Raw genomic sequence first — 25,436 nt, 5'->3', positions numbered from 1 at the left:
TTCCCGGTAACTATTAGAAGACTGCTGCGTCTATCAAAAAAGGAACATTGATAAACCTCAAAAAAATGTTATCTTTGAATCCTTTTTTAGTCTTTGGCTCCGAACTAAAAATACGGAAGAGTGTTGACAGGCAACTGCTGACCGCCAACAGAGATGTAAGATGATATGATAGATAAAATAAAAAGGTTTATAACCAGCACAATACATTTTCTCACCTATGGTATATGGAGGGTAAATAAAGAAGATCTTTCTTCGAAAAAGCACAGCCTCTATAATATCATCAAGGCTTTTATCCTTGCCATCAAAAGCATCGACGGAGGACAGTTGTTTACCCGTGCTTCGGCTCTCACCTACAGCACTTTGCTGTCTATAGTCCCGCTATTGGCAGTATTGTTTGCCATTGCACGCGGATTCGGATTCCAGAATATTGTCAAAAGCCAACTGTTTACCTATTTCGAAGGACAGCGTGAACTCTTGGAGAAAGCTATGGCTTATATCGACAAGTCGATAGAATATGCCCAAAGCGGTATATTTGTGGGTATCGGTATCGTGTTACTATTGTACACGGCAATAAATCTATTGTCGAGCATAGAGGACAACTTCAACTACCTGTGGCAGATAAAAAAAGGCCGAAGCTATTTCCGTATGTTTACCGACTACCTGGCACTTATCATTATCGCTCCCGTATTTCTGATATGTAATGCCGGGGTAACCCTGATGCTGAATACTACAGCCGAGCAGCAATATATACTGGGCTTGGTAATAAGCCCTTTCATGAAAATAGTGCCCTTCCTGATCACCACATTGCTGTTTACTATTCTCTATGTATATCTCCCTAATACAAAGGTGAGGTTTTCGAGCGCATTGCTTGGTGGTATTTTTACCGGTGTCTGTTTCCAGATATTCCAGACCCTTTATATCAGCGGGCAGATATGGATTTCGAAATATAATGCTATATACGGTAGTTTTGCTGCGCTTCCCTTGTTGTTGCTATGGCTGCAGCTCACATGGTTCTTTATATTATTCGGGGTAAAGCTGTCTTTTTCTTTACAGAATGTAAACAAGTTCAGCTTCGAGCACGAAACCAGCAAGATAACCCGCCGTTACAAGGATTTTGTTATTCTGCTGATAATGACATTGATAGTCAAACGCTTCGAAAAGGCGGAAACTCCATATACAGCCGACGAACTTTCGGAGCAATACAAGATACCGACAAAACTGACAAGCGACACTCTTTTTTATCTGCAAGATACAGGACTGATAGTAGAAACGCCTACTCACGACGACCTTGTGCCTGCATATGTACCGGCTTCGGATATCGGTCATATTTCTATCGGCTATGTTTTCGATAAGATAGACAAATATGGATCGGAAGATTTTATAATAGATACCGAAGTTGAATTTGCAAGCGAGTGGAACGCCATTATAGAAATGAAAGAATGCTACAATACAGAAAGAGGCAAAACCCTTCTCAAAGACCTGTAAAACAGGGATAAAGACTACATGAAAACAGGCATACAAAATCTTACGGAAGGGAAAATCTTTTCCACCCTTATCCGGCTTGCACTCCCCCTGATGGGAACAAGCTTCCTGCAAATGGCATATACCCTAATGGCTATGTCGTGGGTAGGGCGTCTAGGTACGGTTTCAAATCCCGAAATAGCTACTAAGTCGGAAGCGGCAATAGGCGCTATAGGCATGTTACTATGGCTTACTGCATCGGTTGCCTATCTGGCTATGATAGGCTCGGAAGTAGCAGTAGGGCAATCCATCGGGGCCAAAAAGATGAAGCGGGCGGCAATATATGCTTCCCATTCCACTACTACGGCGATAACGCTCGGTGTGGTGTGGATAGCCATACTTTTTGTATTGGCCTATCCTATACTTTCGTTCTTCAAGTTGGAGGCTGATATAACGGATGATGCCGTCCTCTACCTGCGTATTCTTACTATCAGCCTGCCTTTCCAGTTCCTATCCTACAATTTTACCGGTATATACAACGGGGCAGGGCGCAGTTTTATCCCTTTCCGCAACAATGCAGCCGGACTGGTACTGAATATGATACTCGACCCTATCCTTATGTTTACGATGGGAATGGGACTACATGGTGCGGCAGTCGGCACTGTTATAGCCCAACTTTTTGTATTCCTGCTGTTCTTCTACCAGATAAGGTATGCCAACCGCATATTGGGCTACTTCCCGTTTTTTATCCGTCCTAAAGGAATATATCTCAAGCGCATCTTCTTCCTGGGTGCGCCCGTGTCGATTATGAACTCCCTTTATGCTGTTATCAATATGAATCTGGCGCGGGTGGCTTCTATTTACGGCGGGCACATCGGATTGATGAGTCAGACCACAGGCGGGCAAATAGAAGCCGTCACATGGAATACCTCGCAGGGGTTCTCCACAGCACTCAGTGCCTTTGTCGCCCAGAATTATGCTGCTAATAAGCTGGAAAGGGGGAAGAAAGCCTATATCTATACCATACGGGTGATGCTTACACTCGGTGTTTTTGTCAGCATGGCGTTTATCCTGTTCGGCGCACAGATATTCGGCATCATCGTACCGGAAGAAAACGCGATGCGCGCCGGAGCGGAATACCTCTTCGTAATGGGGTTGGTACAGATATTTATGATGTTCGAACTCACCACACAGGGTATGTTCAATGGCATTGGGCGCACCATAGAGCCGGCAGTGATAAGCATTACTTTCAATGCATTGAGGATACCGCTGGCATATTATCTGGCAGGGCAGATGGGGATAGTAGGCGTATGGTGGGCAATAGCTATCTCTACAATGTGTAAAGGAATAATACTGCCCACATGGTTTGCTGTTGTATATAAGAGGATACAAAAGAAGCGGCCGAAAGTAGGATAAGTTTAGCAATAACCCGTAACTACCTGTATGATTGTTGTGGATTGTGCTTCATCAAACGCTTCTGAGCCATAAGCTCGTATTCCGTACCCGGACGTCCGTAGTTGCAATACGGATATATGCTGATCCCTCCGCGTGGAGTAAATATGCCGACTACCTCTATATACTTAGGATTCATCAGCGCAATCAGGTCTTTCATTATGATGTTGACACAGTCTTCGTGGAAAGCACCGTGATTGCGAAAACTGAACAGGTAAAGTTTCAGGCTCTTGCTTTCTACCATCTTTACATCGGGCAGGTAGTTGATATGTATGGTCGCAAAATCCGGTTGTCCGGTTATCGGGCAAAGGCTTGTAAATTCGGGGCAGTTGAAAGTTACCCAGTAATCATTTCCCTGATGCTTGTTTTCGAATGCCTCCAGTACTTCCGGAGCATAATCGTCTTTATATTCTGTTTTACCACCCAGGTGGCTAAGTCCTTCTATCGACATAATGTTACCCTTTTATTTTTAAGTAATTATCCAATCCTTGTTTGCGAAGTTTGCACGAAGGGCAGTGTCCGCAGCCATCGGCAATTATGCCATTGTAGCAAGTCAGCGTTTCGTTGCGTACAATGTCGAAGACACCGAGTTCGTCAGCCAGTTGCCATACCGCAGTCTTGTCGCGCCACATCAGTGGTGTATGTATCTGAAAATGCTCGTCCATCGCCAGGTTGATAGAAGCATTGGCCGATAAGATAAAAGTATCCCTGCAATCGGGGTAACCGCTATAGTCGGCTTCCGAAACCCCTGTGACTATATGGCGTATGCCATGCGAACGCGCTATTACAGCAGCAAATGTAAGGAAGAGCAGGTTGCGCCCCGGCACAAAAGTGTTAGGGTAAGAGTCTTCCGGTTTTTCTTCGTCCATTACTATGTCGCTAGTGAGCGAATTGACCGACAGCTGGCTGATGATAGAAGCGTCTAATAATTGGAACGGCACATTGGCTTCTTCGGCAATAGCCCGTGCCACGTCCACTTCTTTCGAATGGCGTTGCCCGTAGGTGAAGCAAAGCGTACGCACAGACGAAAAGTGCTTTAATGCCCAATAAAGGCAGGTTGTAGAGTCTTGCCCTCCCGAAAAAAGGACGAGGGCAGGTTCGTTTTTATACATAATTAATCTCTGTTTTTTACGTGGTTAAATCCTAAGTTACACGGAAAAGCTTTCCTTTTCAGACTGCAAAAGTAGTAAATTCAATGTGTTATATCTTAAAAAACTGTATTAAAAAACGTATAGCTTTATCTGTGAAATATACGAGGCGGCTAATTATAGCTATATAAGTTGATAAATTAAGAAGGATGAATCCCGATAACTGATTTTTGTTTTATATATTTGCTTGTTTATTGCATCTTAATTAATAGATGTAGTCCTTGATAAAAGTACATTATGAGCGAACAAGATAGCAAATCAGTTCTGGAGCAGGTTAATTACCCTTCCGACCTGAAACAATTGAACATAGAAGAACTTGAGGCACTTTGTTCCGATTTACGGAAATTCCTGATAGACGAATTGAGCCGCAATCCCGGACATTTTGGCTCCAGTCTGGGTACAGTAGAACTTACGGTTGCCCTTCATTATGTTTACAATACCCCGTACGACCGCATTGTGTGGGATGTTGGGCATCAGGCGTATAGTCATAAGATACTGACCGGCAGGAAAAACCAGTTCCATACCAACCGCAAATTCGGAGGGCTTGCAGGTTTTCCTTCCCCATCGGAAAGCGAATACGATGCCTTTATTGCCGGACATGCTTCCAACTCTATTTCGGCAGCTCTTGGTATGTCAGTAGCTTCGGCATTGAAAAAGGAAGACAGGCATGCAGTAGCAGTTATCGGCGACGGGTCGATGACAGGCGGGCTGGCTTTCGAAGCCATTAATAATGCGAGTTCACAACCTAACGATATCCTTATCATACTCAACGATAACGATATGGCTATCGACAACAACGTGGGTGGACTGAGGGAATACCTTGTGCAGATGACCACATCGCCCACTTACAACAGGGTGAGGAACGATGTCTACCAGAAGTTTAAGAAAGGAAACCTTATTACCGAAAAAGGGAAGAACTTTATACTGCGTTTTAATAATAGCCTGAAGTCGCTGATAACCAAGCAGCATAACCTTTTCGAAGGTTTCAACATCCGCTATTTCGGCCCCGTAGACGGACACGACCTGCGCGGATTGATACGCATTCTCAATAATATAAAAGACCTGAAAGGGCCCAAGCTATTACATATCCATACACTAAAAGGCAAAGGTTTCAAACCGGCAGAAGAATCTGCAACGGTGTGGCATGCCCCGGGCAAGTTCGACAAAGATACAGGAGAGCGCATCGCTGCAAGGTCGAAAGACCAACCACAATTGTATCAGGACATTTTCGGGCACACTCTGGTAGAATTGGCAGAGAAGGACGAGCGGGTTGTCGGCATCACCCCGGCAATGCCTACAGGTTCGTCTATGTGCCACATGATGAAAGCATTCCCAAGCAGGGCTTTCGATGTGGGTATAGCCGAAGCGCACTCTGTTACTTATTCGGCAGGATTGGCTAAGGAAGGGCTGATACCTTTCTGCAATATATATTCATCGTTTATGCAGCGTGCTTACGATCAGGTGATACACGATGTGGCCTTGCAAAAGTTGCACGTAGTTATGTGCCTCGACCGTGCGGGGCTTGTCGGCGAAGACGGACCTACACACCACGGCGCTTTCGACCTGGCTTATATGCGCTGTATTCCTAACCTGACTATCGCGTCCCCTTACAACGAGCATTATCTTCGCCACCTGATGTACACGGCAGCATATGGCAACGATGGGCCTTTTGTTATACGCTACCCCAGAGGGCAAGGCGAGTTGGTCGGCTGGGAAATTCCGATGCAGGCACTCGAAATAGGAAAAGGACGCAAGCTGAAAGAAGGAAAAGACCTGGCAGTGCTTACCATCGGGCCGATAGGAAATGCCGCAAGCAAGGCGATAGAAGAAGCGGAAAAAGCAGGCTACTCCATAGCCCATTACGATATGATCTTCCTGAAACCTATAGATGAAGAATTGCTGAAAGATGTTGCCGACAACTTTGATAATATAATGACCGTCGAAAACGGTGTTGTTAACGGGGGGCTTGGCAGTGCAGTACTCGAATTTCTATCGGATAATAATTACCGTAAAAATAAAGTGACTCGCGTAGGGCTTCCCGACGAATTTGTTACACATGGTTCGATCAAAGACCTGACAAAGCTGTGCAAAATAGATGTGGAAGGATTGACCGAACGTTTACTGGCTGTATTGGCAAAACCATAATATTTGCAGATGAAAATTGTAATTGCAGGAGCAGGGGCAGTAGGGACTCATCTGGCGAAACTTCTATCGCTGGAAAATCAGGATATTATCCTGATGGATCCCGACAGGGATAAACTCAGTTTTCCGGGTAGCAATCTGGAAATGATGACGATGGCTGGGTCGTGTACATCGTTGAAAGACCTGACGGAGATAGATGTAAAAAACGCCGACCTGTTTATCGCCGTCACACCCGAAGAGTCTGTAAACATTACGGCATGTATGCTTGCGTCTAATATGGGAGCCAAAAAGACATTTGCCCGCATAGATAATTATGAATACCTGTTGCCGAAAAACAAGGAGTTCTTCGAAAAATTGGGAGTAAACTCTATGGTCTATCCTGAAATGCTGGCTGCTAAAGAAATTGTGTCGGCTCTCAAACGCCCGTGGGTAAGGCAATGGGTGGAACTTTGCGGAGGTGCTATTATCCTGGTGGGGGTAAAGATAAGGGGAAACTCCGACCTTGTAAATAAACATTTGTACGACCTGGGGCACGAAGTGAAAAAGTTTCATATCGTAGCCATAAAAAGAAACAATGTAACTATCATACCTACTGGTAGCGACATGGTGCTGGCAGGCGACATCCTGTTTTTTACAACAACGAAAGAGCATATAGAAGAATTGCCGCGCATAGCAGGCAAAGAAGTTTTCGACGTGAAAAATGTAATGATAATGGGCGGAAGCCGCATTGCCATACGTACCAGCCAGTATTTACCCGACAATACCAATATTAAGCTCTTGGAGCTGGATAAAGATAAGTCTTATAAACTTCTGGAAAAACTTCCCGGAAATGTAACGGTATTCCATAGCGATGGACGCAGTGCCGAGTTTCTTTTGCAGGAGGGCATAAAGGAAATGGATGCTTTCGTAGCTGTAACAGGCAATTCGGAAGCCAATATACTGGCATGTATGGCAGCCAAGCGTTTTGGTGTGAAGAAGACAGTAGCCGAAATAGAGAATATGGATTATATATCGATGGCAGAAAGCCTCGATATAGGCTCTATCATAAATAAGAAGCTGATAACGGTGAATAATATATACCGCTTCCTGCTCAATGCCGATGTGTCGAATGTGAAGTCGCTGACAATAGCGAATGCCGATGTTGCCGAGATAATTGCACGTCCCAATTCGTATGTAACCCGCAAGGAAGTAAAAAAGATCACCCTGCCCAAGAATGTAACGCTGGGAGGGCTTATCAGGAACGGCGAGCCGATGATGATAGACGGCGAAACCCTGATAGAGCCTTACGACCATGTTGTTGTTTTCTGCCTGAACGACACATTGCGCGAAGCTGAAAAATTGTTCCATTAATGCTCTTATGATTGATGAATAATTTTAATTTCCGCTTCATATTCAAGACTATTGGCTTTCTGCTTATCATAGAGTCTCTTTTTATGATGGTGGCCACAGTAGTGTCTTTCTATTGGCACGAGGCTGCCGGCGATGCCATGCTTATAAGCTCTACCATAACTTTTTTTGCCGGGATATTCATCCGTTTGATCGGAACAGATGATTACGAAAAACCGATAGGCAAACGGGAAAGTTTTCTTGTCGTTTCCCTTACATGGGTTATACTCTCAGCTTTTGGTATGCTCCCGTTCTACCTCAGTGGGGCTATCCCCGATATTAGCAATGCGTATTTCGAAACCATGTCGGGTTTTTCTACCACAGGTGCTTCCATCCTTACAGATATAGACAGTATGCCGAAAGGCTTGCTCTTTTGGCGAAGCATAACGCAGTGGATAGGTGGTATCGGTATCATTGTGTTCGCCCTAGCCATATTACCCATGCTCGGAGGTAACGCTTCGGTGCTTTACGATGCCGAGACTACGGGTATTGTACACGAACGGTTTACGCCCCGTGTCACACAAGTAGCCAAACGGCTGTGGCTGATATACATCTTTGTTACATTGATATTGTTTTTCTTGCTCTGGGTTGGGCCTATGGATATGTTCGATGCAGCTTGCCATGCCCTTACTACGCTTTCTACAGGTGGCTATTCTACCAAACAGGCAAGTATTGCTTATTGGGATTCTCCTTACCTGGAATATGTGCTCAGTGTCTTCATGTTTATAGGAGGTACGAATTTTGCACTTATCTTCTTTCTGCTGAAAGGCGTTCCTAAAAGACTGCTGAAAGATGAAGAGTTCAGATGGTATGGTGCTATCTGCCTTATTTTCTCAGTCATTATAGCCGGCAGCCTTATCTTGTCGGGGCAGATGGATGACGTAGGGTATGCCCTTCGCACATCTGTCTTTCAGGTTATATCTATAATTACCACTACAGGCTTTACCTCTATCGACTATATGGGGTGGGGTGCATTTTATATCTTCCTGCTGTGCCTTCTCATGCTCTTTTGTGCCTGTGCAGGCTCTACATCGGGAGGGATAAAGATTGTACGTATCATCGTCCTTTTCAAGAATGCGATAAACGAGTTTAAGAGGCAAGTTCACCCCAATGCCATCCTTCCGGTGAGGCTGAACGGGCAGGTAGTGCCCATCGATATAGTGACAAAGATACTGGCTTTTATGTTCCTCTACCTGGCTATCCTTGTGGTAAGTTTCCTTATCCTGTCGTTTATGGGACTGGAGTTTGAAGAATCTATCGGCGCAGCAATATCCTGTATGGGAAATGTAGGCCCCGGCCTTGGCGACATAGGGCATAGCGGACACTTCAACAATATTCCGGCAGTATCGAAGTGGTACTTATGTTTTCTGATGCTTACCGGGCGTCTGGAACTGTTCACTGTGCTTTCTTTGTTCATGCCCGCATTTTGGAAAAGGTAGTTTATCTATATTAGATATGATATAGATGTGGCGAATAGCAGGAAAATATAAATCAAATCAATATTATTTCTCTTTTATCAAAAGGGTTACTATCCTTATAGTAGCTTTCTTTTGCACGAATACACTGCTTCATTCCCAATACAGATTCGACCACGACAATGATTATCCGGCAACATTGACCTATGGGCCCGAAAAGCATAATGGCTTCCGCGTATCCATGTCTTTGGTGGCGATGTTTACCGCAGGAGCAAAGGACAGAAACGGGCTACGGATAGGCGCGGGCATTACATTGTCCCAGACCATTGACAACTGGACTCTCTCTTCAGGTTTCGACACTTATAAGGCTACCCGAAACTTTGGACTAGGCACTACCTTTGCCGGCATAACTTTCGATGATGGTAAATATAGCGGCTCGTATTATGTGAATAAATACCATCAGGGCGACAAGCAGGTTTCGGGTATAATAAGGGTGGGGTTTAGAGACTTTAGCATCGGCTTCGAAGACGATATATTGGCACTCCCGTTCACCGGATTCAAGATATACGACCGCTATCGCACTGCCGCTTTGGAACTGCGCTACAAGGGTTTTGTGATAGGCTCTAATGTATATACTACCGACATAAATGGAGTAACAGATATATCTGCCGGTAACAGCAAAGGTGCATATCGGGACGGCAGGCAAATATCAAGTCCTGTCTATGTAGGTTACACAACCAACAATGTGATTCTGCGCTATGGGTGGAACAGCCAACTCGGCGGGCTTGTAGGACAGAACGGCTGGCATCGGAAATTCTTTTCCACTCCTGATTTTAAGGCAGGAGACTATAGCAACCAATTCGTACAAATAGGGATAGACAAACCATATACTTTGTATTAAGGATGAAGAATCTATTTATTTTTATATTATCAGTGATCATGTGGGGATGTGCTTCCGCCCCAAAGAATTTTTCGTATCACTATTTAAACCAAAATACAGGATTGGACAAACTTATAGATATAAATGGATGCTATGTTTCGCAGCACGGGTGCGATTCTGCGTTTTATTCTGTATATATGTTTTATGCCAACGGGCTGTTTACGATAGCCACAACCGGCAATCTTACACCGGAGCTTATTCTATGCTTCGAACAGGGAGGTAAATCGAATATTTGTATGTATCCGCTTTGGGGCACTTACAGGGTTGAAGGTGAGTATATAAAAACACAAACGATACGTCCCGAAGGCAATGGCTGTGTGATATTTCGCGACTATAAGATTCTTCCGGATAAGAAGATCGTGAACATCAGCGACTATGTAGAGCCCCAATACACGAACCTCGGATATATGGGAAATTACCCGTCTTTTACTACCAGTGCTTGCGAAAAAGCTGCCGGTTTTTACTCTTTAAAGTCAAAAAGAGACTCTACGGACTGTTACCTGCTTAAGAAAAAATGGTTTATTGGGAAATAGCTTTTTCGTAATCTATTTATGACGATTGATATAAAAAGAACGTTTTGTGGTTAGAACCCAGGCAATGATTCGCTTTATTCATGTACTGATCAGATAAGATCTATAACCTTTATTTTGCTTATTTAATTTAATTTTTTAAACCTTTCTTTATAAGAATAGTCTACATAAAACAGATATAGAAGTTGAACGATTGGTCTTTTTCTTATCTTTGCGATAAATATAAAAGTATTTTTATGAATTTTGACATAGCAGGAATATTGCCTATCATAATAATTGCACTCACAACTATAACCAGCATAAAAGGTTTTGGCGACATGGCCTTTTTCGACAGGTATAAATTTAATGTAGGGGCAATACTCGGACATTCGAAGCAATGGGATAGGTTATTAACTTCGGCGACGCTCCATGGAGACTATATGCACCTGATATTCAACATGTACACATTTTATATATTCTCTCCTTATATCATTAAAATACTTGGTATCTGGCAATTCCTCGCTATCTATTTCCTTGCTATAATAGCCGGAGGATTATTGTCCTTGTTTGTTCACCGCAAGGAATATTACTATAGCGCAATAGGAGCATCGGGAGGAGTAGTTGGCGTCTTGTTTGCTGCTATAGCCCTTTATCCTCAGATGACATTAGGGGTCATGTTTGTTTTGCCGATGCCGGGATGGCTTTTTGGGATTATCTACCTTGCCTACTCAGTATATGCTATGCACAAAGGACATGGCAATATCGGTCACGATGCCCACTTGGGAGGGGCTGCCGTAGGGCTTATTATGGCTATTGTGTTTATGCCTTCCATATTGCATAGGCATATAGAGTATATCGGGTTGATGGCATTGCCATTGATTGTGCTGGCTTATCTTGTTTTGAAAAGGAAATAATCGTACATTTGCTTATATATTTTTTAACACAAACCAAGCTTCTACGATATCAGAAAGTAATTTAAAGGTTCTTTATAGACTGAACATAGCTACAATTTCTTTGTTATAAACTTATACATTATATATAAATCAAACACTTTTTTAGGAATGAGCAAAGAAAAAGACTTCATGGAATACGACGAAGAAGATGCTGTAAAGTATATACAAAACTATCTTCCACAAGAGTTGAAAGGGAAATATACGAACGATGAGGTCAATTATATTATCGACATTATCTACGATTTCTACGAAGAGAAGGGCTTTATGGACGAAAAAACATCCGATGAAGATATTATCGACATCGACGAAGATGAAATTATTGCTTATGTGATGAAACATACCAAGAAAGAGAATATCAATAATTTCTCGGAGGATGAAATATCGTTCATCATACAAGGAGAACTCGCTTATTGCGAATCTATTGGGATTTTTGAGTAAAATATTAAATAAACAACAATCATTTTAAATTACTAATTATGAAACATTTTTCATTTATTGCAGCTATCGTATTAAGCTGCTCTATCATTTTGTCAAGCTGCGGAGCTAGCGATACAGTAAAAGGCGGAGGTATAGGAGCCGGAGCCGGAGGTGCTTTAGGTGCTGGTATAGGTGCTATCTTTGGTGGTGGCAAAGGTGCAGCGTGGGGTGCCGGTATAGGTGCCGTACTTGGTGGTACTGCCGGAGCTATTATCGGAAACAAGATGGACAAGCAAAAGAAAGAGCTTGAGCAAATCAACGGAGCACAAGTTGAATCTATCAACGACGGGCAGGCGATAAAAGTTACTTTCGAGTCGGGTATCTTGTTTGCTACCAACTCTAGTACTTTGAACACTGCTTCACAAAGTTCACTGAATAGCTTTGCTACCTCTTTGAAAAACAACCCTGATACAGATGTTCAGATTTACGGACATACCGACAATACAGGTAGCGATGCTATCAACAATCCGTTGTCGGAAAAACGCGCTCAGGCTGTTTACAACTTCCTTACATCGAAAGGTGTATCAGGAACACGTATGGTTACTCAAGGTTATGGTTCTACTCAACCGGTTGCTGACAACAGTTCTGCTGCCGGAAGACAACAAAACCGCCGTGTAGAAGTTTATATCCTTCCTAACGAGAAGATGATACAAGATGCTCAACAAGGCAGATAATCTATAACAGACTATCAAACAATAAGATAAGGCTACCGACATCGGTAGCCTTGCTTATTTCAGGGAATCGAACAATACAGCCTCTTCCTGTGTCGCATTCAATAGGCTATAAGCCGAATACTCCCTTCGCAAAGGATAATTGTTCCTCAACTGTTTAAAGGTTTCGGGCGCAGCCATCAAGCGGTTGAAATCGTCCATAGGGTTATATGTATCGAGAATAGCATCGTAAACCCTATTGTCACCACCTATATACTTATCCATATCGAGAGTCGAGCTGTCAGGCATCGGCGCTATTATATCAGCTATAGGCGCTGTATCCATTCCGTAAAATGCAGCCAAAGACTCTAGCGACATACGCGTAGCATTAGCCTTGCCATCGGCAGAATATCCGGCGATATGAGGAGTCGCGATGTCTACCATATTCATATATCCGAGGTCGATATCAGGTTCATTCTCCCAGCAGTCTATAATAGCTCCTGATATCTTGTTCCCCGCTATTGCCTTCTTTATAGCTTGCGTATCTACAATGCCACCACGCGCTAAATTGATTATTACAGGAGACTTTTTTAACGTATTGAAAAACAGATCGTCTGCCAGATGATAAGTCTTATCCTTCCCCTCTTTTTCCAGCGGTGTATGGAAGGTTATTATATCAGCTTCATCCTTAATCGTATCTAAGCTAACGAATCTATCACCATGTTCGGCACGTTGGCGCGGAGGGTCGTTCAGTAAGACTTTCATCCCCAATACTTCGCAGGCTTTAGCCACTTGCTTACCCACATTGCCTACTCCCACTATACCGATTGTCTTGTCCTTTAAGTCAAACCCAAGCTTTCGGGAAATAAGGATAAGCGACGATACAATATACTGCTTCACCGAACCCGAATTGCATCCGGGAGCGTTTCGCCATGCAATGTTATGGCTGTCGCAATACGCCGTATCTATATGGTCGTAACCGATAGTGGCCGAACATATAAGCTTAACATTCGTATCCTTCAGGTTACGCTCATCGAAACGGGCTACTGTACGCACAATCAGCGTATCGGCGTCTTTTATAGCTTCGTGAGTGAATGCAGCACCATCGAGGTAAACAACATCTCCGAATTGGTCTGCTATGCCTTTCAGGTACGGTATATTCTTATCAGCTATTATCTTCATTAGGTGAGTGTGTGAAACAGGTTTTCTATCGAATCTATTTGGTTTATCTCCCGATTGGCTACCAACCGCCCCTTATCCAGAAGAATGAACCCGGAACAAATTTCTTTTACCTCCGGTAATATATGTGTCGAAAACAGGATAATCCTATCCTTTGCCAGTTCTTTAAACAACAGGTAAAGGCTCTCCCGTTGATTTGGGTCGAGGCCCGAAGTCGCTTCATCGAGTATAAGAAAAGATGGGTCGTTCATCAACGATTGCGCAATACCAACCCGCTGCCTGTTGCCGCGCGAAAGGGACTTTATCGTCTTTTTGTATTCATTTACCAAACCAGTCTTTTCTATCAGTTGGTCTACACGAAGCCTGTCTACTCCATATAAGCCTGCAACATAACCGAGATATTCCTTCACATACATATCATCGTATAAGGGATTGTCTTCGGGGAGATAGCCTGTTTGCTTTCGGATGACGTCCCGGCCTGAATCGAACGGTTGCTTGTCGAACGTGATGCTCCCGCTATCGGGTGCCAACATACCCGACAGTATTTTCATCAATGTTGATTTTCCTGCGCCATTGACGCCCAAGAGCCCGGTAACACTACCTTTGTGAAGGGTGAAACTGACATCGGACAAGGCTGTTAGCCTCCCGTATTGCTTCGATATATGTTCTACAGTTACAATATCCATCTATCATCTGGTTAATTCCCTGAAATTAACAAATCTCTCCGTATAAATACGAAGAGACCTGCCAATTATTATCTTGGTAAATGCTAAAAACTAGCTTTTCCGACTTTTCAGTTCCTTATCCAAAGTATAGATACCGAATCCGTTTGTCCCGATCATTTTCAGGGCATCTATATATCCTTGCGCCGTAGCTTCTTCTTCTACCTGCTCGTTTACAAACCATTGCAACATGCTTTCTGTCGCATAATCTTTTTCCTCACGAGCCAATGCTACAAGGTCGTTAATCATTCCTGTCACCACCTTTTCGTGTTTAAGCGTTTCTTCGAAAGCATGGAGCGGCGAATCCCATTTAGTAGCAACTTCTGCTATCGGTTTCAGCTCTACGGCAGCACCTCTTTCCACTACATAGTTGAAAAGCTTTAAGGCATGCTCTTGCTCCTCGTCGAATTGCACTTTAAACCAGTTGGCAAAACCACTCTTTCCTTCTGCTGCAAAATGGGCAGACATGGACAGGTAAAGATATGCAGACCAAAATTCTGCATTGATTTGCGCATTCAGCGCAGCTTCTATTTTCTTACTTAGCATAATGATAATATTTTATTGATGATAGTTCTTGTTTTATGAATCTACAAACTCCTTTCGCTCAGATATCTTTCGGCTTCTATGGCAGCCTGGCAGCCACTACCCGCCGCAGTAATAGCCTGGCGGTAATGCGGGTCGGCAACGTCGCCTGCGGCAAACACGCCTTCGACACAGGTCTTTGGTGTTCCCGGATCGGTGATTATATAGCCTACCGAATCGAGGTTCAATTGGTCTTTAAATATATCTGTATTTGGTTTATGCCCGATGGCAAGGAAAAAGCCGTCAACTTCGATATCGAACTTTTCTTCATTTGGTTCACCCATGTGTCTCACCACATGCACGCCTTCTACACCATTTTCGCCAAACAGCCCGACAGCATTACATTCGAAAAGGACTTCTATTTTAGGATTTTGCATAGCCCTATCCTGCATTACCTTCGATGCACGAAGATATGGCTTACGCACTATCAGATATACTTTTTCGGCAAGCCCGGCCAGGTAGATGGCTTCTTCGCAGGCTGTATCGCCACCGCCAACTACAGCTACACGCTTCTTGCGGTAAAAGAATCCGTCACAGGTTGCACAGGCCGACACACCCATCCCTGCATATTTGGCTTCATCGGGCAACCCCAGGTATTTGGCACTCGCCCCGGTAGCTATAATAACGGCATCGGTTTCTACAACCTTTTCGCCATCTATAGTCACCTTTCGCGGATAAGATGTAAAATCTACGGCAGTAGCAGTTCCAAAGCGGATATCCGCCCCAAAACGGGTCGCTTGTTTGCGAAGGTCTTCCATCAGCTCAGAACCGGTTATACCTTCGGGGTATCCCGGAAAGTTTTCCACATCGGTAGTTGTTGTCAACTGCCCTCCGGGCTGTATCCCTTCGTATAGTACTGGGGAGAGGTTAGCTCTCGATGCGTATATGGCGGCAGTATATCCTGCCGGACCCGATCCTATAATAAGACAGCGTACTTTTTCGTTCATGGTTAGTTTTATATATTTTATTTATTTCTAATGCGAATTTATAGCAATTATTTATATTGGCGAAATTTATCCGGTTGTTAATTTTTATGAACCAATAAACAATATCTATTAAAGAATACCATATCAACGTAAATCTACTATCTCCGCATTGGGATAATTTTTTTTCTCGAAACGGAAAGATGTATCAGCCAGGGCTGCTCCTGTCTGGTATTTCTTTATAGTCAACACATTTTCCATACCTGCTTTGTCGGTAAGGGTTATCTTCGAAAACTTGTTGCTGCTTTTGTCTATCAAAACCACTATCTTGGTAAATTCCGCGCCCTTTTTCTGTGGAGCCAGCTCTACTTCCTGATGCACTTTTCCTGCCATACGCTTTTCGCCGTTATATTTCAGGTTGAAACCTTTCTTATATATATTGAAAAGCACCGACGGGCTTATAGCCTGCAATTCTTCTCCGGTAGGGTTACTCACATTTACTTCTTCGGTATCTTTTATATATACCCATTGCGTTTTGCCGTCGAACCATGTTATCGCATCGGGAATTTCTATCCTGAATTTGTCTCCCTTCATATACGCTTTGCCATCGTAGCTGTAGGTCGATTTGCTTTTGATATCTTTAGAGTCGAGCGTAAACGATACGATTACTCCTCCTGCATTATTATATGTTTCGGAGGCTTTGTCGAGTATGCTGCGTGCATTTTGAGCAAATGCAGTAGTTGTCAAAATTGTAAAGATTGATAATAATAGTGTTTTTGTTTTCATATCCTAATAATGTTTTCCTATTGTTGTTTGACTACGACTACACGAAAGAGTTTAACAGAGTTTACCTTTATTTAATAAAACCCTCAAGTTAACATATTGTTCAACCCGTAGCAGGGATCGTTTGTCCGTTTGGTTCCGATTTTGTTCCCGATCAATCAAAAAAGTAACACAAGTAACGCTTTTTCTCTGTTTTTATATTGTTACCTTTTCTTTAGATACAAGTAAACAAGACACGAGGTACAAGTTCATATCTCATCAGAAACCAACTCGTTAACTCGTCTACTGGCATCTTATATCTCTCCGAAAAGTAACAAAAGTAACACATATTGCCCTGTTTTCGATTGTTACTTTTCGGGAGCTATATCCAGCAAGCTTTTTCTCTATATAGATAAATTTATTGAACTTCGATAGCCCTTATTTACCAATCAAAAAGAACTTAATTTCTGTTCCAAGCTATATTCATCTGCAATAAACACCTCGCGAGGTTTACTACCCTGTGTAGGCCCTACTATCCCCGCAGCTTCCAATTGGTCCATGAGGCGTCCTGCACGGTTGTACCCTATCGAGAATTTGCGCTGTATGAGTGATGTAGAACCCTGCTGATGTACAACTATCAATCTTGCCGCCTCGTCGAACAGCGGGTCGCGATCGTTGAGATCGATGCTGCCCATTTTGTCTTCGCCCCCTTCGCCCACAAATTCGGGCAACTCGAAAGCACTGCTATATCCTTGCTGTTCGCCAATATATTGGGCGATGCCTTCCACTTCGGGCGTGTCTACAAAAGCACATTGGATACGCACAAGGTCACTTCCTTGCGAAAACAACATATCGCCTCGCCCTATCAACTGATTTGCCCCCGACATGTCGAGTATCGTGCGCGAGTCTATCTGCGATGTTACGCGGAAAGCCATGCGAGCCGGGAAGTTTGCCTTTATCGTTCCCGTAATAATGTTTGTGGTCGGGCGTTGTGTAGCTATCACCATGTGCATACCCACAGCGCGCGCTTTTTGGGCAATACGGGCGATAGGCATTTCTATCTCTTTTCCGGCAGTCATTATCAGGTCGCCAAACTCGTCGATAATAATGACCAGATAAGGAAGAAAGCGATGGCCTTTCAATGGGTTGAGCCTGCGTTTGCGAAATTTCTCGTTATATTCTTTTATATTTCTCACTCCGGCATTCATCAACAATTCGTAACGGTCGTCCATTTCCTTTGTCAACGAATTGAGCGTCTGGGTAACTTTCGACACATCGGTGATAATAGCCTTCTCTGCATCGGGAAGCTTGGCCAGATAATGCTTCTCTATCCTCGAATAGATGTTAAACTCTACCATCTTAGGGTCTACAAGCACCATCTTCATTTCTGCCGGATGCTTCTTGTAAAGCAACGATGTAATAATGGCATTCAACCCCACAGACTTACCCTGCCCGGTAGCCCCAGCCACGAGCAAGTGCGGCATTTTGCACAGGTCGAAAATAAATATATCGTTGGTAATGGTCTTGCCCAGAGCCACAGGCAGGTCGAAAGTGCTTTCCTGAAACTTGCGCGAGCCTATCACCGACTGCATAGATACTATCTGAGGGTCTTTGTTGGGCACTTCGATACCGATAGTTCCCTTGCCCGGCATAGGCGCAATGATGCGGATACCCAATGCCGACAGGCTAAGGGCGATATCATCTTCGAGGTTCCTGATTTTCGATATACGCACCCCTGCTTTCGGCACTATCTCGTAAAGGGTGATGGTAGGGCCTACAGTCGCTTTTATAGATGTGATCTCTATGCCGTAATTTTGCAATGTGGTGATGATTTTGCTCTTATTGGCATTTTGCTCTGCCATATCCACCCCTTTGCCTGTTGAGTCGTACACTTTCAGCAGTTCGGTAGACGGGAAATGAAAATTCGACAAATCTTTTGTAGGGTCGTAGTCTTCCATTTCTTCATCCACATCCTGCAAATCGGCTTCGATATCTTCCGGCACATCCGGCTTTATTCTCGGCACAGGAGGGGCTACAGGTTTCACGAGCTCCTCGTCTTCGGGCACTATTATTTCAAAGTCCTGATCGATATGCAAAGTTGTAGAATGAGGAACAGAAGTTTCCTCTTTAGGGAAAGAGACCGGGATATCAGCAATTTCGCCCTCTTCTTCTTTTTTGTTGTTCTTTTTCAGCTTGTAATAGAAAGCAAAAAGTCTATCTTTCAGGCTTTTCTTATCTTCATAAACATCCTCGTCTGCATCATAGAAGTCGTCTTGCTCTTCCTGTTTTTTCAAAGGATTCTTAAACAGGCTTCTGAAAAATTCCATCGAGGCTCTTTTTATTATCACAAAGAATATGATGGCTAAGAGGATAATAACCATAAGTATGCCCGGTATGCCCAGAGCGGCCTCCAATGTCTGCTCTACATATTGCCCGTGCGCTCCCCCCCATACGATATGCCCTTCGGGTAGGATGCGGGAAAACAAGAAAGCGCTTGTAATAGAGCCCCATATCATAATAAATGCCAGCAACAGGAATGTGCGAAGCGTGGAAATATTGTTAAGCACCCGCATTTGTATCAACCCTGCAAAGATAAGGAAAACAGGGATGAGCATGGAGAATACACCAAACCACCGGTTGATAAGTTGCTCGGCAATAAAGGCTCCGGCTACACCGGTCCAGTTACTTATCGGCAGCCTCTGCGACAGCAACGAGGAAAACTCCTTGTTCAACACCTTGCTCTGGTCGGCTGCCCCGGTAGAGAAGAATGATATCTCGCCCAACAAGATATATGCGCCTATAAAAACAAGGCATACACCAAAGAGAAAACGGGTACGCTCTTTTTTTATAAATTCGAGAATACCAACCTTTTCACTATTTTTCTTTTTCTTTTTCGAAATCGTTTTTTTTGCCATACAAGAAACAAAGATAATGCTTTTTGCGGATGAAGAAGCGCTGTAATTTTTTCTTTTTGAAGGAAAAAAAATATAAAAACAAAAAATACAGATTAAACCTTTTCCTACTTATTCAGTCTCACCAAACAGTGTAAAAGAGTTTAAATTTAGTTGATACAAGGAAATAATGAAAAGGAATATTCCGTTACTTTTGTTTTTGTTCGTGTTTTTTTCATCAAATATCGTTTCACAAGTAAACTTAACCGGGACAATTTTTGATGAGAAAACAAAAGAGCCTATTGAGATGGCTAGTATCCGTGTGCTGAATATGAAAGACAGCACCTATGTGACAGGAGGAGTAACAACCAGTGATGGCAAATTTAAAGTAGGAGTCAAACAAGGACAATATGTAGTGCAACTATCCTTTATCGGTTATATCGACCAGTTTTACAATCTCAACACCCGACAAAAAACCGCTTTGGGCGACATTTTTCTTAGAGAAGACGGCATACTGCTCAGCGAAGCTACCGTAGAGGCCAAAGCTCCCGAAATAATAGTGAAAGGAGACACTGTAGAATACAACGCCGATTCGTACAAAGTACAGGAAACCGCCGTGCTTGGCGAATTGATAAAGAAAATACCCGGGGCTGAGATAGACTCGGAAGGCAAGATAACTGTAAACGGCAAAGATATCTCGAAAATTCTGGTCGATGGTAAAGAATTCTTTAGCGACGACCCGAAGACAGCATCCCAAAACCTGCCGGCCAAGATGGTGGAAAAACTACAAGTCTTGGATAAAAAATCGGACATGGCGCAACTAACCGGATTCGACGACGGGGAGGAGCAAACAGTAATCAACCTGATAGTAAAACCCGGCATGAAAGAAGGTATAATGGGTAGCGTATCGGGGGGATATGGTAGCGAAGACCGCTACGAGGGAAATGGCTTTGTAAACATAGCCCGCAACAACAACCGCTTGTCGGCATTGGGCAACTTCAACAATAACAACAATGCAAACGGATTGGGCGGACGCCGATGGGGATCGGACCGCGGCATAACCGAAACCGCTATGGGCGGGGTCAATCTTGCAATGGAACCTTCGAGCAAATTCAAATACAATGGCGATGTGCAATATCGCGGAACGGACACCGATGTGGAAAGTATGACCAGCACCCAATATACAGGGGAAAGAAATGCCGGCATGACGGAAGAAAAAACATCATACCAAAACAATAATAATAAAAACATCAACGGCCGCTTCCGTTTCGAATGGAAACCTGACAGTGTAACTAATATTATTTTCACCCCGAACCTATCATACACGAGAACCCGCAACTTCTCATCGGGCGATACAGAACGGCTAGGCAACGAAGGTGATGCATTTAATATGCTTTCCGGCTCGGAATCGGCATCGAAAAGAAATACAATCAACCTAAACGGAAACCTGTTGATAAACCGTATGCTTAACGATAAAGGCAGGTCTATAACCTTCGAGGTATCAGGAGGCATGAGCGATGGCGATACCGAAGGTACAACCTATTCGCACATCGACTACTACAACAAAGACTCGGTGGTAATACAAGACCAGATATACGACCAGAAAAACAATAGTTACAACTGGCGCATGCGGGCTTCTTACCTCGAACCTATAGGAAAGAACAACTTCCTCGAACTGGCTTACAGCATCCGCAAAAACCATTCTGAAACAGACAAGAAAACCTACGATAATGATGGCACAGGAAATTACACTGTAGTGGCAGACAACTATACCCGTAATACGAAGAACGACTTCCTGAACCAGAATATATCCCTCAATTTTCAAAGCCGCAGGCAAAAATACAATTATACTGTAGGCGTAGGTTTGGAACCTTCGCGTTCGCAAACATCGGTAACCCAGCCGAATATGGACGAGAACAAAGACCGCGCACGCAACTTCCTCAACTTTGCGCCACGCCTCGAGTTCAACTATTTGTGGGACAGGCGGCACAACCTGAGGGTACGATACAACGGGCAAACCTCGCAGGCATCTACCGACCAATTGTTTAATGGTATCATCAGCCAGAATGCGACAGATACTACATGGGGTAACCCGAACCTGAAACCGAGCTTCGAACACAGGCTCAATATCCGCTACCAGAAGTATATTCCCGAAAAAGCTTCGTCTATTATGGCGTTCGGGGATATGCGATATACCATGAATGCAATAGCCAGCATCGTTGAAACCGGTGCAAACAACAGTAAGAATACCACTTACGAAAATATTGACGGCAATATGAGCGGACGGTTGATGGTGATGTACAACACTCCTCTGAAAAATAAAAGATTTTCTATCAACAACAGGATACACGGACGCTATACCCGCGACAACGCATTCCTTAAAAATACGGGAGAAGATGCGATAAAAAATACGGCTAATGTATATAGCATAAGCGAGAATATACGTCTGAAGTTCAATTCTGACAAATTCCAGTTCAATATAGGGGCAAATATTACATACGAAGACACCAGATATACCAAGACCAGCAATCGCAATGCTGCGATATACAACTATGGAGGAATGGCAGATATCCAGTGGTTTATGCCATATGATTTCGTGCTCGAAAGTGATGTTGACTACTCATCCAATTCGGGCTACGAAGCGGGCTATAAACAAAACTCGTGGATATGGAATGCATCCCTGTCCAAAGAGTTCAAGATAAGGTTGAGGTCGGGCGACCAGGCAACTTCGCTTCCGGCAACGCTTAAGTTCAAAATCTATGACATCCTTAAGGACAGGAGCAATATTTCGCGCAGTTCTTCGGCCGACAGGATATCTTATACCACTTCCAATTCGCTGACAAGCTACTTTATGGTAGGGCTTACAATCCGCTTCCAAACATTCAAAGGAGGAATGAAAGGCAGCGACATGGAAGGGCAAAGCAGAAGAGGCCCTGGTGGAAGGGGCGGACGAGGCCCTGGCATGTTCTGATAAAACTTACCTGATATAAATAATACAATAGGGGTTGCCTAAGAAGTAAAAACGTATCGCATTGATAGTACTTTTGCTTTTTAGGCAACCTCTCTTTTTGCAGGCCGATCAATTTAAGCTATCAGCCATAACAAATACCTATAATTAGGTATCAACAGCCCCAGCAATACCTAAATATAGTTATTGCCGCCAGTCACTATTTTACAGAACTTTGCACCTCCTTTTTTAAATAAAGACCTTTTCATTAATTTTTATCAACAAATGAAAAAATATTCATTACTCGTTCTTATCCTCTTATTATCTTTTCTTTTTTCAAATGCTACAAATATAGTCAGGACAGATGCCAATATCTTTGGACATGTTGTCGACAAAAAAACGGGCAAACACGTCCCCTATATTAATGTCGTATTAAAAAACACAACCATTGGTATAGCAACCGACGCTACAGGACATTACGCCTTGAAAAACCTACCCGAAGGTACATGGATTGTGATGGCACAGGGCGTAGGCTACAAACCTCAGGAGAAAGAAATAACATTGAAGAAAGGTGTTTCGCTGGAAATAAACTTCGAGATAGAAGAAGATGCCTTGAGCCTTAGTGAAGTGGTAGTCACCGCAGGACGCACATCACAAAAAAGGGCGGAAGCTTCGGTTATAGTAAACACTATCAACACCAAGATGCTGGAAACCACGCAATCGGTAGTATTGGGTGAGGGGCTGAACTTCGCCACCGGATTACGCTACGAAAACGATTGCCAAAACTGTGGTTTTTCGCAAGTCAGAATGAATGGGCTTGAAGGCCCTTATTCTCAAATACTGATAAATAGCCGCCCTATATTCAGCGGGCTGGCGGGCGTGTATGGGCTAGAACTGATACCTGCCAATATGCTCGACCGGATAGAAGTTGTTCGCGGCGGAGGTTCTGTATTATATGGTTCTAATGCTATTGCCGGCACAATAAACCTGATACTTAAAGACCCTAAGCGCAACTCGTTCGAAGCAGGGTTCAACACTTCTCTTATCGGCACAGGCGTAAGCGGGAGCAACGGCCCGGCTGCCGATTATAATGCCACATTCAACGCATCGTTGGTTACCGACGACCATAAGACGGGGATTGCCGTATTCGGCAATATGCGCGACCGTAAGATGTTCGACTACAACGATGACAGTTTTTCGGAAATAGCACCCATGAAAAACACTGTTATCGGCACCCGTATATTCCACCGTCCGGGATACAGGAGCAAGCTCAGTCTCGACTTTTTCAATATCAGTGAAGAACGCAACGGAGGCAATAAGCAAGATTACCCTCACCACGAGCGCGACATCTCCGAATCGGTAAAGCACGATATGAAAACAGGAGCATTGACTTTCGAACAGTATTTCCGCGAAAGCGATCTGTTAACAATATTCGGATCGGGGCAATACCTCGACAGGGACTCTTATTATGGAGCAAAACAATCGCTTAGCGATTATGGAAATACAAAAGACAAGACCTACAACATGGGCGCGCAGTATAAGCTTTCTTTAAACGACAACTCTACCATTGTGGCTGGTGTAGAACATACAGGTTCGCACCTGAAAGACAAGAAACTGGGATATGTAGAATATGGTGTGGACGACAATGGTGAACTAACAGAAGAGCATCACCCCAACACAGTGGTTTCCGACCAGTCTCTATCTACTACAGGAGCTTTTGCCCAGTATGAGATAAAAGTCAACAAGTTTAAATTCCTTGCCGGAGCGCGTGTAGAGCATTATTCCGTAAATGACAAAATGGACAATGATGCCGACAAATCGGGAACAGTATTCGTACCACGTGCAAGCATTATGTACGACATCACACCTGCACTGCAAACCCGTCTCGGAGTATCGAGAGGATACCGCGCACCACAGATCTTCGACGAAGATTTACACATAGAAACATCGGGTTCGCGACAGGTAATAAATAAGAATGACCCGAACCTGAAACAAGAAAACAGCACCAGCTTCACCCTGTCGTTCGACTATAATAAGAAACTGGGTAGTGTGAATACAAATTTCCTTGTCGAAGGTTTCTATACGAAGCTTCACAACCCGTTCCGCAACGAGATCGGCGAGACTGATGAAAACGGAATTACCATATATACCCGCATGAATGCGAAAAAAGGTGCGGTAGTACAAGGATTGAATATGGAGATGAAACTTATCCCTTCCGAAAAGCTCAACTTCACCGCAGGGTTTACAGTACAATCGAGCAGATATAAAGACCCGGACAAAGATTTCGGGAAAAAGAAATTCTACCGTACGCCCGACAATTATGGCTTCTTCACTGCCGAATGGGAGTTTGCGCGCAACTTTGGGCTATCGGCAACAGGAACTTATACAGGCCCTATGTTTCTGCAATATTTCGGCACCGAACTGCCGGAAGGCTCAGGCGGGGAAGTACGCAAATCCAAATCTTTTTTCGATGCGGGAGTTAAATTTCATTACGACATGAAAATAACTGGCGGCGTTACCGTACAATGGTTTGCAGGGATGAAAAATATATTCAATTCGTTCCAGAAAGACTTTGACAAAGGAGTCGATCGCGACCCTTCATATGTTTATGGGCCAAGCCTGCCACGTACAGTATTCTTAGGCTTTAAAATTGGCAACTTGCTGTAAGCCAATTGTGCAGGATATTCCTTTTGATGGAATTTTGTATTAACAGGTTAAAATCGGAAGGTGAGGCTGTGCTCAGGCTTTTCTCGAAAAAGAGGCTTCACCTGTCGATACAGAAAGTTTTTTTGCCTAAGTAGGGTTCACTGAATAATTCCCTCATAGTTTTCTCCACAAAGAATGAATTTTCTTGGTGGAGAAATTATTCTTGTATCTCGTTTCAAATTTAGGCATAA

General features: G+C 43.6%; 20 protein-coding genes. 12 read left to right on the top strand and 8 right to left on the bottom strand.

Translation table 11 applies throughout. The features are described from left to right. The first annotated feature begins 165 nt into the window (after positions 1 to 165). Positions 166 to 1,485, top strand: a complete 1,320-nt coding sequence (locus D0T57_RS11580; protein ID WP_163273655.1) for a YihY/virulence factor BrkB family protein — start codon at positions 166 to 168, stop codon at positions 1,483 to 1,485. An 18-nt stretch (positions 1,486 to 1,503) separates the two neighbouring features. Then, complete coding sequence (locus tag D0T57_RS11575) at positions 1,504 to 2,877, top strand: MATE family efflux transporter (protein ID WP_163273654.1); 1,374 nt, start codon at positions 1,504 to 1,506, stop codon at positions 2,875 to 2,877. A gap of 19 nt (positions 2,878 to 2,896) precedes the next feature. Here D0T57_RS11575 and queF read toward each other — a convergent pair whose 3' ends face one another. Together queF and queC are read right to left on the bottom strand one after the other, a co-directional pair. Next, the gene (queF, locus tag D0T57_RS11570) at positions 2,897 to 3,364 is read right to left on the bottom strand and encodes a preQ(1) synthase (protein WP_163273653.1); all 468 of its coding nucleotides are present in this window, start codon (positions 3,362 to 3,364) and stop codon (positions 2,897 to 2,899) included. A gap of 4 nt (positions 3,365 to 3,368) precedes the next feature. Beyond that, complete coding sequence (gene queC / locus D0T57_RS11565) at positions 3,369 to 4,025, bottom strand: 7-cyano-7-deazaguanine synthase QueC (protein ID WP_163273652.1); 657 nt, start codon at positions 4,023 to 4,025, stop codon at positions 3,369 to 3,371. Positions 4,026 to 4,298: 273 nt separating this feature from the next. Between queC and dxs the strand changes: the two genes are divergently transcribed. The 8 genes from dxs (at position 4,299) to D0T57_RS11525 (ending at position 12,557) form a co-directional block, all read left to right on the top strand. Continuing rightward, a complete protein-coding gene (dxs, locus tag D0T57_RS11560; RefSeq protein ID WP_163273651.1) occupies positions 4,299 to 6,206 on the top strand; it encodes a 1-deoxy-D-xylulose-5-phosphate synthase in 1,908 nt (635 codons plus the stop codon). Positions 6,207 to 6,215: 9 nt separating this feature from the next. Further along, complete coding sequence (gene trkA / locus D0T57_RS11555; protein WP_163273650.1) at positions 6,216 to 7,553, top strand: Trk system potassium transporter TrkA; 1,338 nt, start codon at positions 6,216 to 6,218, stop codon at positions 7,551 to 7,553. Positions 7,554 to 7,567: 14 nt separating this feature from the next. Beyond that, complete coding sequence (locus tag D0T57_RS11550; protein WP_163273649.1) at positions 7,568 to 9,028, top strand: TrkH family potassium uptake protein; 1,461 nt, start codon at positions 7,568 to 7,570, stop codon at positions 9,026 to 9,028. Between the two features lie 25 nt (positions 9,029 to 9,053). Continuing rightward, complete coding sequence (locus D0T57_RS11545; protein WP_163273648.1) at positions 9,054 to 9,905, top strand: polymorphic toxin type 23 domain-containing protein; 852 nt, start codon at positions 9,054 to 9,056, stop codon at positions 9,903 to 9,905. A 101-nt stretch (positions 9,906 to 10,006) separates the two neighbouring features. After that, the gene (locus tag D0T57_RS11540) at positions 10,007 to 10,477 is read left to right on the top strand and encodes a hypothetical protein (RefSeq protein ID WP_163273647.1); all 471 of its coding nucleotides are present in this window, start codon (positions 10,007 to 10,009) and stop codon (positions 10,475 to 10,477) included. A 233-nt stretch (positions 10,478 to 10,710) separates the two neighbouring features. Then, positions 10,711 to 11,367 carry a rhomboid family intramembrane serine protease gene (locus D0T57_RS11535; RefSeq protein WP_163273646.1) on the top strand — a complete coding sequence of 219 codons (657 nt, stop codon included), beginning with the start codon at positions 10,711 to 10,713 and terminating at the stop codon, positions 11,365 to 11,367. Positions 11,368 to 11,514: 147 nt separating this feature from the next. After that, the gene (locus D0T57_RS11530; RefSeq protein ID WP_163273645.1) at positions 11,515 to 11,844 is read left to right on the top strand and encodes a hypothetical protein; all 330 of its coding nucleotides are present in this window, start codon (positions 11,515 to 11,517) and stop codon (positions 11,842 to 11,844) included. A gap of 38 nt (positions 11,845 to 11,882) precedes the next feature. Continuing rightward, positions 11,883 to 12,557 (top strand): OmpA family protein, encoded by a 675-nt coding sequence (locus D0T57_RS11525; protein WP_163273644.1) that lies wholly within the window; start codon positions 11,883 to 11,885, stop codon positions 12,555 to 12,557. Positions 12,558 to 12,611: 54 nt separating this feature from the next. Here D0T57_RS11525 and D0T57_RS11520 read toward each other — a convergent pair whose 3' ends face one another. The 6 genes from D0T57_RS11520 to D0T57_RS11495 all read right to left on the bottom strand — a co-directional run bounded on the left by D0T57_RS11520 (position 12,612) and on the right by D0T57_RS11495 (position 19,616). After that, a complete protein-coding gene (locus D0T57_RS11520) occupies positions 12,612 to 13,715 on the bottom strand; it encodes a 4-phosphoerythronate dehydrogenase (protein ID WP_163273643.1) in 1,104 nt (367 codons plus the stop codon). Next, positions 13,715 to 14,398 carry an ABC transporter ATP-binding protein gene (locus tag D0T57_RS11515; protein WP_255490581.1) on the bottom strand — a complete coding sequence of 228 codons (684 nt, stop codon included), beginning with the start codon at positions 14,396 to 14,398 and terminating at the stop codon, positions 13,715 to 13,717. Before D0T57_RS11515 ends, D0T57_RS11520 begins: the two co-directional genes overlap by 1 nt. Positions 14,399 to 14,488: 90 nt before the next feature. Continuing rightward, the gene (locus D0T57_RS11510) at positions 14,489 to 14,980 is read right to left on the bottom strand and encodes a ferritin (RefSeq protein ID WP_163273642.1); all 492 of its coding nucleotides are present in this window, start codon (positions 14,978 to 14,980) and stop codon (positions 14,489 to 14,491) included. Positions 14,981 to 15,021: 41 nt separating this feature from the next. Beyond that, the gene (gene trxB, locus D0T57_RS11505; protein WP_368666926.1) at positions 15,022 to 15,975 is read right to left on the bottom strand and encodes a thioredoxin-disulfide reductase; all 954 of its coding nucleotides are present in this window, start codon (positions 15,973 to 15,975) and stop codon (positions 15,022 to 15,024) included. A 111-nt stretch (positions 15,976 to 16,086) separates the two neighbouring features. Further along, complete coding sequence (locus tag D0T57_RS11500; RefSeq protein ID WP_163273640.1) at positions 16,087 to 16,725, bottom strand: LolA-like putative outer membrane lipoprotein chaperone; 639 nt, start codon at positions 16,723 to 16,725, stop codon at positions 16,087 to 16,089. Between the two features lie 425 nt (positions 16,726 to 17,150). Beyond that, on the bottom strand, positions 17,151 to 19,616 hold the full coding sequence (locus D0T57_RS11495; RefSeq protein ID WP_163273639.1) for a DNA translocase FtsK: 2,466 nt from the start codon (positions 19,614 to 19,616) through the stop codon (positions 17,151 to 17,153). 166 nt (positions 19,617 to 19,782) lie between these two features. Between D0T57_RS11495 and D0T57_RS11490 the strand changes: the two genes are divergently transcribed. Both D0T57_RS11490 and D0T57_RS11485 read left to right on the top strand, forming a co-directional pair. Continuing rightward, complete coding sequence (locus D0T57_RS11490; protein ID WP_163273638.1) at positions 19,783 to 22,563, top strand: outer membrane beta-barrel protein; 2,781 nt, start codon at positions 19,783 to 19,785, stop codon at positions 22,561 to 22,563. Positions 22,564 to 22,824: 261 nt separating this feature from the next. Beyond that, positions 22,825 to 25,206, top strand: a complete 2,382-nt coding sequence (locus D0T57_RS11485) for a TonB-dependent receptor (RefSeq protein ID WP_185154674.1) — start codon at positions 22,825 to 22,827, stop codon at positions 25,204 to 25,206. The last annotated feature ends 230 nt before the right edge of the window (positions 25,207 to 25,436 follow it).

Origin of the sequence: Dysgonomonas sp. 511 (assembly GCF_010501105.1) — a bacterium.
GTDB lineage: Bacteria > Bacteroidota > Bacteroidia > Bacteroidales > Dysgonomonadaceae > Dysgonomonas.
Note: the sequence above shows the minus strand (reverse complement) of the source record. Positions and strands in the feature narration are given on the sequence as shown.